The 9,080-nt window shown below is 71.1% G+C and carries 10 protein-coding genes and 2 pseudogenes; 6 read left to right on the top strand and 6 right to left on the bottom strand.

Annotated features, from left to right (window positions below; translation table 11 throughout):
- From FNH05_RS24495 to FNH05_RS24505, 3 genes and pseudogenes are all read right to left on the bottom strand, one after another.
- Nucleotides 1-358 (bottom strand): annotated as a pseudogene (locus FNH05_RS24495) (histidine kinase); the annotation flags it as partial.
- 253 nt (nucleotides 359-611) lie between these two features.
- Nucleotides 612-1,034 carry a hypothetical protein gene (locus FNH05_RS24500; protein ID WP_144591063.1) on the bottom strand — a complete coding sequence of 141 codons (423 nt, stop codon included), beginning with the start codon at nucleotides 1,032-1,034 and terminating at the stop codon, nucleotides 612-614.
- A 91-nt stretch (nucleotides 1,035-1,125) separates the two neighbouring features.
- The gene (locus FNH05_RS24505) at nucleotides 1,126-1,650 is read right to left on the bottom strand and encodes a 2'-5' RNA ligase family protein (protein ID WP_144591064.1); all 525 of its coding nucleotides are present in this window, start codon (nucleotides 1,648-1,650) and stop codon (nucleotides 1,126-1,128) included.
- A gap of 156 nt (nucleotides 1,651-1,806) precedes the next feature.
- Between FNH05_RS24505 and FNH05_RS24510 the strand changes: the two genes are divergently transcribed.
- A complete protein-coding gene (locus FNH05_RS24510) occupies nucleotides 1,807-2,208 on the top strand; it encodes an SRPBCC family protein (RefSeq protein ID WP_144591065.1) in 402 nt (133 codons plus the stop codon).
- A gap of 31 nt (nucleotides 2,209-2,239) precedes the next feature.
- Here the strand turns inward: FNH05_RS24510 and FNH05_RS24515 are convergent, their stop codons facing one another.
- Together FNH05_RS24515 and FNH05_RS24520 are read right to left on the bottom strand one after the other, a co-directional pair.
- Entirely contained in the window at nucleotides 2,240-3,169 is a 930-nt protein-coding gene (locus tag FNH05_RS24515; protein ID WP_144591066.1) for an asparaginase, read from the bottom strand.
- Entirely contained in the window at nucleotides 3,166-3,876 is a 711-nt protein-coding gene (locus FNH05_RS24520) for a FadR/GntR family transcriptional regulator (protein ID WP_144591067.1), read from the bottom strand. Before FNH05_RS24520 ends, FNH05_RS24515 begins: the two co-directional genes overlap by 4 nt.
- Nucleotides 3,877-3,975: 99 nt before the next feature.
- Here FNH05_RS24520 and FNH05_RS24525 point away from each other — a divergent pair, with 99 nt between their 5' ends.
- Nucleotides 3,976-5,610, top strand: a complete 1,635-nt coding sequence (locus FNH05_RS24525) for a GAF domain-containing protein (protein ID WP_144591068.1) — start codon at nucleotides 3,976-3,978, stop codon at nucleotides 5,608-5,610.
- Between the two features lie 13 nt (nucleotides 5,611-5,623).
- Here the strand turns inward: FNH05_RS24525 and FNH05_RS24530 are convergent, their stop codons facing one another.
- A complete protein-coding gene (locus FNH05_RS24530; protein ID WP_144591069.1) occupies nucleotides 5,624-6,052 on the bottom strand; it encodes a nuclear transport factor 2-like protein in 429 nt (142 codons plus the stop codon).
- Nucleotides 6,053-6,144: 92 nt separating this feature from the next.
- Here FNH05_RS24530 and FNH05_RS24535 point away from each other — a divergent pair, with 92 nt between their 5' ends.
- The 4 genes and pseudogenes from FNH05_RS24535 to FNH05_RS24550 all read left to right on the top strand — a co-directional run.
- Nucleotides 6,145-6,711: a PadR family transcriptional regulator gene (locus FNH05_RS24535; RefSeq protein WP_144591070.1), complete on the top strand. Its 567-nt coding sequence runs from the start codon at nucleotides 6,145-6,147 to the stop codon at nucleotides 6,709-6,711.
- A gap of 504 nt (nucleotides 6,712-7,215) precedes the next feature.
- Nucleotides 7,216-7,701: a hypothetical protein gene (locus FNH05_RS24540; RefSeq protein WP_144591071.1), complete on the top strand. Its 486-nt coding sequence runs from the start codon at nucleotides 7,216-7,218 to the stop codon at nucleotides 7,699-7,701.
- Nucleotides 7,702-7,745: 44 nt separating this feature from the next.
- Nucleotides 7,746-8,149, top strand: a pseudogene (locus tag FNH05_RS24545) (IS5/IS1182 family transposase); the annotation flags it as partial.
- Between the two features lie 92 nt (nucleotides 8,150-8,241).
- The coding region (locus FNH05_RS24550) for a DUF222 domain-containing protein (protein ID WP_144591073.1) at nucleotides 8,242-9,080 on the top strand (839 nt) is incomplete at its 3' end.

Below are 9,080 nucleotides of genomic sequence, written 5' to 3' on the forward strand. Positions count from 1 at the left end.
GCCCGGAGATCGCCGCCTCTTCGGCGGCCAGCACCACCAGCAGCACCGAGGCGAAGTCCGGCTCCACCGGGCGCGGCAACAGGATCGCCACCGCCGCGATCACCGTCACCGACCTGAGCCACGGCGGCGCGATCCTGGCGGTGAACAGCCACAGCAGCATCGAGAAGGCGGCGAGCACCCCGGAAGCCGCGAGCAGGACCGGCGGCAGCAGCGCGTGCCGCTGGGCGATCGCGGTTCCCGCCAGCGCCAGGCTGATCCAGTTGGTGCAGACGGCGAGCCACCAGGGAAGCGTTATCCCGGCGCGCGCGAGGCTGGCACCCAGCCGGACCCGGATCCAGTCCACGACCCTCTCCACCACGGCTTCACCGTAAGGAAAGGCGCTCCCGCACGCCATCCTCCCCCGGTCCGGACCGTTCTCCGCCCCTGGCGGGAGACGGCCGGACCCGCGGATTTCATCGAAATGCCATCATCCGCCCCTACGGTGTGTCCCGGGTGTCTCCCGTGCCCGGGAGGTTCGATGGCGGCCGCGTGGGGGCGGCACGGCAGCGAAGGTGTCCGGGCACGGCGAGTGCGCACCGGACCGGCGAGGCGGCCGAAGCGCTCAGCGTCGCTCAGGTGGGGATGGAGGGCCGTGCCGTCCGCTCGTCCGCCGCGGAGCGCGGTGACGGCACGCTCGCCCGCGCCGTCAGGCCCCGGCGGGCCGCCCTGGCGGCGGCCGCGACGACCGGCACGACGATCGCGACCCCGGCCAGGACCAGTGCCGCCCGGCCCGAAGCCGGGGTGAACACCAGGTCCCCGGCGCGGCCGAGCACGAACCCGTCGTGCAGGCACCAGGCGAACACGGCGGTACCCAGCGCGGCCGCGGGGGTGGTCAGCGCGGCCACGGCGGCGAGCGCCACCGCGAGCAGCGCGAGCACCACCCACGGACGTTCCACCGCACCGGCCGCGATCGCGGCCAGCGCGACCAGCATCGTCACCGCGAACCCCAGCGGGAAGCCGAATCCGCCCGGGACCGGCGTGGTTGTCCTGCGCATGCCTCCAGTGCACGCGCCGGGACGCCCGTCGCGGCCGTTTCTTGCCACGCCCTGTGCGGCCCCGCCCGATGTTTTGACGGGATCCTGACACTCACGGCAACGTGGGCAGCGGCCACAGCCGCCCGGTGGAACTGTCGATGAGGGCGGCCCGGTTCACCCGCACCGTGAGCGGCAGGACCGAATAGATCGTTTCGGCGAGCACCGGCAGCTGCCCGGCCCGCACCCGGGGCGCGAGCGACGAATGCGGCAGCCACCGCCCGATCTCGTAGTGCTTGTGCACTCCGGCCCCGGTGGCGCGCACCGTCTCCACCACCAGTTCCTGCCGGGGCACCAGGTCGGCGCGCACGGCGGGGATGAGACACGCGCGTCCCCGCGGGAACGCGCCGAGAGCGTCGAAGGTGATCTCGAACGGGTCATGGCCGGGCACACCCTCCATCGCCGCGCGCACCGGCTCCAGTGCCCAGTCCCGCAGGACCACGTAGGACAGGTGCGGATGGTGCAGTCCGTGCGTATGGGACCGCAGCGTGGGCACACCCCGGCCCTCCAGCCGGTCCCACAGGTTCCGCAGCGCGCGCTCGGACCGGCCGTCGAACAGCAGACAGACAGCGAGAGCCACCAGCGCCCAACTCCTCGTCCGGCCTCCCCTGTATACCCCGCACGCCCTCCGCCTGCCCGGCTCCGCCGCGAGGGGCCCGGGGCACGCGAGGTCGGGGCGAGGGAGATCGCCCGATCGGAACCGCATGGACCGGCGGACGCCGGGTACTCCTCCGGCATGGCCGAATTCGAGCGAGAACGGGCGATGCCCGCCCCGGCCGAAGAGGTGTATTCGGCCGCGTCGGACGCGGAGCTGTTCGACCAGTGGCTGCCGGGCAACATCACGGTGCGTCCCACGCGGCCGCCCGCGGTGACCGCCGAGGTCAACCACCACCCCGAACCGGGCGTGCTCGGGGAAAGCCCCGAGCAGCTGCGCCTGGAGTGGGGCCTGCGCGGCAGTGACGAGTACAGCGGCTGGCTTCAGATCGCCTCCGCGGAGCAGGGCAGGAGCCATGCCACCCTGCACCTGTCCTTCCACGGCGACCACCCGGCGAACCACGGCGGGCAGGCCGCCGAGGAGGTCGACAGGCAGCTCGACGAGACCCTGGCGCGGCTCGCCCGGGTCGTCGCCCACACCTGAGGGCGACCCCCGCGCGGTATGGGACGCCGGGTCAGGGGCCGGTCATGGCCGGTTGTGGCGTGAGTCCGCCCGTCACCACCAGGGCCGGGGTGTCGAACGGGGCGAGCAGGTCCTCCGCCACTCCGGCCCACCGCAGCGCCGCCAGCGTGACGGGCAACCGCGCGCGGTCGGTCCCGTCGGCGATCTTGAGGGCGATCGCGGTGCCGTCGGGCAGCGCGGCCACTCCGACCGCCTCGAAGCCGTCCTTGACCAGCAGGCCCGGCACCGCGCGCATCAGGCGGGTCACGTCCCGCCGGGAGCCACCCACCATCTCCGGATGCGCCCGCATGGCCTCGCCCACCGGTGTCCGGGCAACGCGGCCCACCGCGGTGGCCAGTCCTCGCAGGGTCACGGCGAACAGCGGGGTGCCACAGCCGTCGACCGCGGTGTGCGCGACGGGCTCCCCGGTCAGTTCCTCCACGGTGGCCGCGATCGCCTGCTGCAGTGGGTGATCCGGTTCGCGATAGTCGCTTGTGGACCATCCTCTGAGGACGGTGGTACACAGCATCGCGGCGTGCTTGCCGGAACAGTTGTGCGCGAGCCTGCGGGCCGGGCTGCCGCGGCGGAGCCAGGCATCCCGTTCCTCCTGGTCGTGGGGATGCGCCGCCGGGTTCCTCAGGTCTTCCTCCGACAGCCCGCACGCGGACAGGATCCGCCGTGCGGCGGCGAGGTGGAACGCCTCGCCGGAATGGCTCGCGGCGGCCAGCGCGAGCAACTCGGGCGGCAGGGAAAGCCCCAGGCGTGTCATGGCCAGCGCCTGGATCGGCTTCGCCGCCGAACGCGGGTAGAGCGGCGTGGTGACGTCGCCGGCGGCGAACCGGACGGACCCGTCGGGCCCGAGCACGACCACCGAGCCGTGGTGGACCCCTTCGATGAGCCCGTCGCGCATCAGGTGGACGAGGGGAACGTGCGCGGGCGTCATCCGGTGACCTTCGCCTCGCCGACGAGCTCGCCCAGGGTGTGCGCCACCCGGTCGAGGTGGTCGGTCATGGCCCGGGTGGCCGCCTCCGGCGAACCGGCGATGATCGCGTCCGCGATGCGCCGGTGCTCGGCGTCGGAGGACTTCCTGCGGCCACCGAGTTCGTTGAGGAAGCCGGACTGGCGGGCGAGCGCGTCCCGGATCTCCTCGATGACCTTGCCGAACACGGGGTTGCCGGAGGCGGTGGCGACGGCGATGTGGAACAGCGAGTCCAGCGCGACCCACGCCCCGTTGTCGGTTTCCCGCTCCATCCGCTGCAGCAGGCCGGTCAGCACATCCACGTCGCCGGGGCCGCGCCGCCGCGCGGCATAGCCCGCCGCGGGCACCTCGACGTGCCGTCGGACCTCGACGAGGTCACGCGCCGAGTAGGAGCCGAACCGGAGGCTGCCGGACGGCTCGGAGGCGACGACGAAGGTGCCCTTGCCGGAACGGGACACGGTCAGCCCGAGTGCCTGCAGGGCGCGCAGGGCCTCGCGCACGACCGAGCGGCTGACGTCGAACTCCCGCCCCAGGTCGGCTTCGGACGGGAGCCGGGCGCCGACGGCGTAGTCCCCTCGCTCGATGGCGCCGCGCAGGTGGGCCAGGACCGCTTCCCCGGCGCCCACCCGCCGGATGAGCGGTGCGGCTGTCTGCCTGTCTGACAGGTTCACGAGCGCACAGCCTGCGGCCTTTCCCGCACGGTGTCAAGCACGACGGTGTCAGGCACGACCGACCCGGCGGGAACCGGCGTGCTGGGGCACGATCGGGTCATGGAGCCGCGAATCGACTACGAGGCGGTGTTCCTGGCGAGCCCCTCGCCCACCGCGGTCCTGTCCCCCGGCTTCGTGTTCCTCGCCGTCAACGACGCCTACCTGAAGGTGGCGGGCCGGTCGCGGGAAGAGCTGATCGGCCGGGAGGTGTTCGAGGCCTTCCCCGACAACCCCGAGGACCCGCAAGGCGCCCGCGCCCTGCGCGCGTCGCTGGAGCGGGTGGTGGCGACCGGGCAACGGCACACCATGGCGCTGGTGCGCTACAGCGTCGAGGTGGCGGACCGGCCCGGGGTGATCGAGCACCGCTACTGGAGCCCGCTCAACGCCCCCGTGCTCGGCGAGGACGGTTCGGTGCGGTTGATCCTGCACCGGGTCGAGGAGGTCACGGGCTTTCTCGCCGAGCTGGGCAGGACCGCCGTCCCGGACCGGGCCGAACTCGCGGCGGCGCAGGCCGAGATCTACGCCCGCAACCGCGAACTCGCCCAGGCCAACGAGCGGCTGTCGGCCGCCGCGGACATCCGGACCGCGCTGCTCGCCGATCTGCCCGCGGGCGAGGTCCTGCACCTGATCGCCACCCGGGCACGCGAGATCGTCGGGGCCGACAGCGCCGTCGTGCTGGTGCCCGACGCGGCGGGGGGCAGCCTCGTCACCGCCACCGTGTCCGGGGCCTACGCCGAGGTCTTCGGGGATCTGCGCCTGTCGCTCACGGACGATCCGGGCAGCCTGTCGGTGCGGGTCTTCCGCACGGGGCGGTCCGTGATGAGCGCCGACTCCACGGAGATCGCGCGACGGCTGGGGCTGCCGCCGGAGGTCTCGGTGGGGGCGGCACTGGCCGTCCCACTCGGTCATGCCGGGCAGATCCTCGGCGTGCTGGCGGTGGTGAGGCACCCCGGCCACGAGACCATCGACAGCACCGCGGTCCACGTCCTCGAACCGTTCGCCGCGCAGGCCTCCATCGCACTGGAACTGGGCAGGCGCCGCGCCGAGGCGGAGCAGTTGCTTTTGGTGGAGGAGCGGGAACGCATCGCCACGGACCTCGCCGCCGACGTGATCAACCGGCTCTTCGGCCTCGGCATGGAACTCACCGCCGTCCTGAAGATCATTCAGCGGGAAGCCGTCGCGCGCCGCGTGCGCCACATCGTGAAGGAACTCGACGACACCATCCGGCAGGCACAGGCGGCGGTGATGACGATCCAGCCGCCGGAGCCCCAGCGCCGGTCCCTCCGGCTGCGGATCCAGGAACTGGTCGACACCGCGGCCGAGTCGGTCGGCTTCGGCACCACCACGCGGCTCGACACCCACCTCGACTCGGCGCTGGACGAGGAGACCGCCGACCACCTGCTGGCCGTGCTGCGGGAAGCGGTGTCCAATGTGGCCCGGCATGCGGGGGCGCGGCAGGTGGCCGTCACCGTCGACCTGCGGCCCGATCACCTCCTCGCCCGCGTCGAAGACGACGGGACCGGCATTCCCGAGGGCGCCCACGGCAGCGGGCTGGCCGACATGACCGCGCGGGCGAAGCGGCTGGGCGGAACCTGCACGATCACCCCGCGGCCCGGCGGCGGGACGGTGCTCGTCTGGCAAATCCCGTACCCCGGCCGGCCGGGCCCGGGTTTCGGGCAGGACACCCGGGCCTGACCGGCGCCCGAGGTCACCCGGCGGGCGGCACCAGCCCTTCGGCGACGAGACCGGCCAGTACCGCGTCGCTGAGCGCGGTCAGCGCACGCTGGGGGCGGACCATGACGGTGAATTCCCCGATCAGGCCCGCCTCGTCCAACTGGATCAGGTCGATGCCGTGCACCTGCTTGCCCCCGACCACGGCACGGAACACCAGCAGGTGCGAGGTGGCGGGCTCGCCGTTGTCGAGTTCGACGGTCCCGGCCATCTCGCCGACGTAGCGGAACTCGTCGAACACGCGCGTGAGCAGCACGCCGAAGACGCCGAGGACGGTCGGCAGGCCCTCGAACGGCGTGAACTTCACCGGGCTGAAGAACCGCACGCCGGGGGCGAACAGGCCCTCCAGCGCGGCCCGGTCGCGCTGCTCGACAGCCGCGCGGAAACGCTCGACGGTGCTCGCCATGGCTCGTCCTCACTCAACGATGTGACTACTCTTAAAATTGACTATAAGCGGCCGGCCTCGAACGGGGAAGGCGGGCGGAGAAGGCTGAGGCGATGGCTCTACGACATGCCTTGCTCGCCGCACTGCTGGATGGCGAGTACAGCGGATACCAGTTGGCGAAGGCGTTCGACGCGGGGGTGGCGAACTTCTGGCACGCCCTGCCCCAGCAGCTCTACCTCGAGCTGTCCAAACTCGAGAAGGAGGGCCTGGTCGCCGGCCGCCGGGTCGTCCAGGAAGGCCGCCCCGCCAAACGGTTGTTCACGGTGACCGGGGCGGGACTGGCGGAACTGGAGCGGTTCGCGCTCGCCCCGGCGAAACCGTCGTTCATCCGGGACGATCTGCTGGTCAAGGTCCAGGCCGTGGACGCGGTCACCGCCGGTGCCGTGATCGAGCAGCTTCGGGAGCGGGCCCGCGTCGCGGAGGCCAAGATCATCGTGTTCGGCAAGCTGCTGCGCCGGATGCGCGGTGACCGCGACGAGGAGACGTTCCTGCGCGCGGGCGAACGCATCGGCCCCTATCTGACCTGTCTGCGGGGGCGGCAGTTCGAGCGGGAGACCCGCGCCTGGTGCACCCGCGCTGTGGCGGTGCTTCGCGCCCGGGAGGCCGCTTCCCGGCAGTGAGGAACCGGGCCGGGCGTGCGCGGGCAGTAACGCGGGCTCGGCCAAGTGGGGGTGGCGACTGGTCCCAACCGGTGACCGGGCCCGGTATGCCCGCCCGGCCGGGAATACCGGCATTTTCCGGGAAACAACCGCACCCGACGGTCCCTCCGGTCCCGCCGGTGGTTCCCGACCAAGATCGTGACGGTGTCAGGCCGACGTGAAAGCGCTCTCGGTCCACTCAGGACCCACGTGTGAGGTAATCGCAGGAAGGCCGGATCTGGATCATCACCAGCATGGAGATCGCGGAAACCCAACGACAGAAGGAAAAACTCCCTTCCCACCCGAAGTTCGCGATCAAGACCCGAGCCTGGACACTTGTCCAGTCACCTGCTAGCTCTGCGCGACGATCACCTCACCTCCGCCGTCCAACCAATGGCGGGTTGAAGTTGATAAACGTGAATGATTTTCTTAACGGGCCCCCGGCAGTTCACTTGCCGGTAACACTGAAACCAACGGAGGTCTACAGTGACACGGCTCCCCTTGAAGATCACCGGCGTGCTCACCGGCGCCATTCTCGTTTCCGGCATGGCCACCGGCATCGCCTCCGCCGCCGACCAGAAACTCGACGGCTCGATCACGGCCTCGGGCAGCACCTGCAGCTGGACCAACGCCAGCATCAGCGCCAACCCGCCGAGCACGCTGACCCTGGACCGGACCACCGTCAACCCGCCGGGCGGCAACCTCAGCTGCTCCGGCAGCGTCACCGTGTCGCTGAACAACAACCCGACGATCAGCTTCAACGACACGGCGGGCACCGCGACCGCCGACCTCATCAGCGTCACCGTGCAGACCCTCGGCATATCCTGCCAGTACTCGGCGAACGGCCTGACCGCACAGCGCCAGGGCACGACGCGGAACTACTCCGCCTCCGGCGTCACCATTTCCAAGTCCGGCGGCAGCTTCCTGTGTCCGGGCTCGGCGACGGCGGACGCGACGTTCAACTTCCACTGAGCACCCCGGCTGCCCGCTCCCGGAACCGCGGGAGCGGGCAACCCCGCTGTCCTCAGTGGACGGTGGCTGGGGGCGGGTCCGGCGCACGGGTTACCGTGCGAGCCCTGGTGCTGATCCTCCTGTTGACGACGGGTTCGATCGATTGGTCCCGCGCGATCCTCGACGGAGCAAGCGCGCGGGACCCAAGAGGGGAATCGCCGACCGGCCCGAACCCCGTCGATCGCGGGAAACCCGGATCGAAGATCCACGTGTTATCCGAGCGGGGCGCGTTGCCGATCTCCCTCGCCGTTTCCGCATCAAACACCCATGACTCCCGGGCGCTCAGCCCCTTGGTCAACGCCATTCCGGCGATCCGCTCCCGGCGTGGCCCGCGCCGCCGCAGGCCCGGAAAACTGCACGCCGACAAGGCGGCATCGGAATCCGCATCGCACGCAAGGGCATCGAATCCGGCGACACCACGAACGACCCCCGCCACAGGACAACAAACTCTTCCCTGATTGTGTGACACCGTTGCCGGTTTGTCGCCGGTAAAATTGTGGGGTGACCGAAAACTGGGGGTTTTCCGGGCCCGATCCGGAACTGTACGACCGCATCGCGCACCTCGACCGGGATGACAAGATCTCGCTGCTGGCCGGGGCCGAGGCGTGTTCCAATGCTTATCAGGCGGTGAAATTGGCCGTGATGGCGGCGTTGGGGGATGCTGATTCGGTGGCGAAGGAGGTCGCCCTGGAATTGCATTACGGTGCGCGTCAGGCGGAGGGTCAGGTGTCCCTGGCCCGAGATCTGGCGCAGCGGTTGCCTGCGACGTTTGAGGCGATGAGGCGGGGTGCGCTGGATCCGTATCGGGCGTCGAAGGTGGCCGACCAGACCGCGGTCCTGACCGACGAGCAGGCGCGGGAAGTCGATGCCCAGGTCGCTGGGAAGATCGCTGCCCGGGATGCGACGTCAGTGCGGAGGCTGGTGAACAGGACCGTCGCCCGCGTCGACCCCGACGGGCACGCGCGGCGATGTGAGGAGCGTAAGCGGTCCCGCAAGGTTCAGCTGTGCCACGAAGATGACGGCATGGCCACCCTGTACGCCTATCTCCCGGCCGAGATCGCCGCCACCATCTACACCCGAGTCGATCGCGTCGCCCGACGCCTGCGCAGCAACGGCGAGGAACGCACCCTGGACGAACTGCGGGCGGATGTGTTCTCCGATCTGTGTCTGGGCGTGGCCTGCGAGGTGGAGCCGCCGCGGGCGGAAGTCTTTGTGTATCTGGATTTCCTGACCTGGACCGGGCTGCGCAACGAGCCCGCCGAACTGGCCGGACACGGGCCGATCCCCGCGCAACTGGCGAGGGAGATCGCCGCCAATGCGACGATCCGGCGGGTCATCAC

Origin of the sequence: Amycolatopsis rhizosphaerae (assembly GCF_007713715.1) — a bacterium.
Lineage (GTDB): Bacteria > Actinomycetota > Actinomycetes > Mycobacteriales > Pseudonocardiaceae > Amycolatopsis_E > Amycolatopsis_E rhizosphaerae.

Bases quoted from the DNA above. Each gene is read 5' to 3' on its own strand.
- FNH05_RS24500 (WP_144591063.1), bottom strand. From the start codon at position 1,034: ATGCGCAGGACAACCACGCCGGTCCCGGGCGGATTCGGCTTCCCGCTG.
- FNH05_RS24510 (WP_144591065.1), top strand. From the start codon at position 1,807: ATGGCCGAATTCGAGCGAGAACGGGCGATGCCCGCCCCGGCCGAAGAG.
- FNH05_RS24515 (WP_144591066.1), bottom strand. From the start codon at position 3,169: ATGACGCCCGCGCACGTTCCCCTCGTCCACCTGATGCGCGACGGGCTC.
- FNH05_RS24525 (WP_144591068.1), top strand. From the start codon at position 3,976: ATGGAGCCGCGAATCGACTACGAGGCGGTGTTCCTGGCGAGCCCCTCG.
- FNH05_RS24530 (WP_144591069.1), bottom strand. From the start codon at position 6,052: ATGGCGAGCACCGTCGAGCGTTTCCGCGCGGCTGTCGAGCAGCGCGAC.
- FNH05_RS24535 (WP_144591070.1), top strand. From the start codon at position 6,145: ATGGCTCTACGACATGCCTTGCTCGCCGCACTGCTGGATGGCGAGTAC.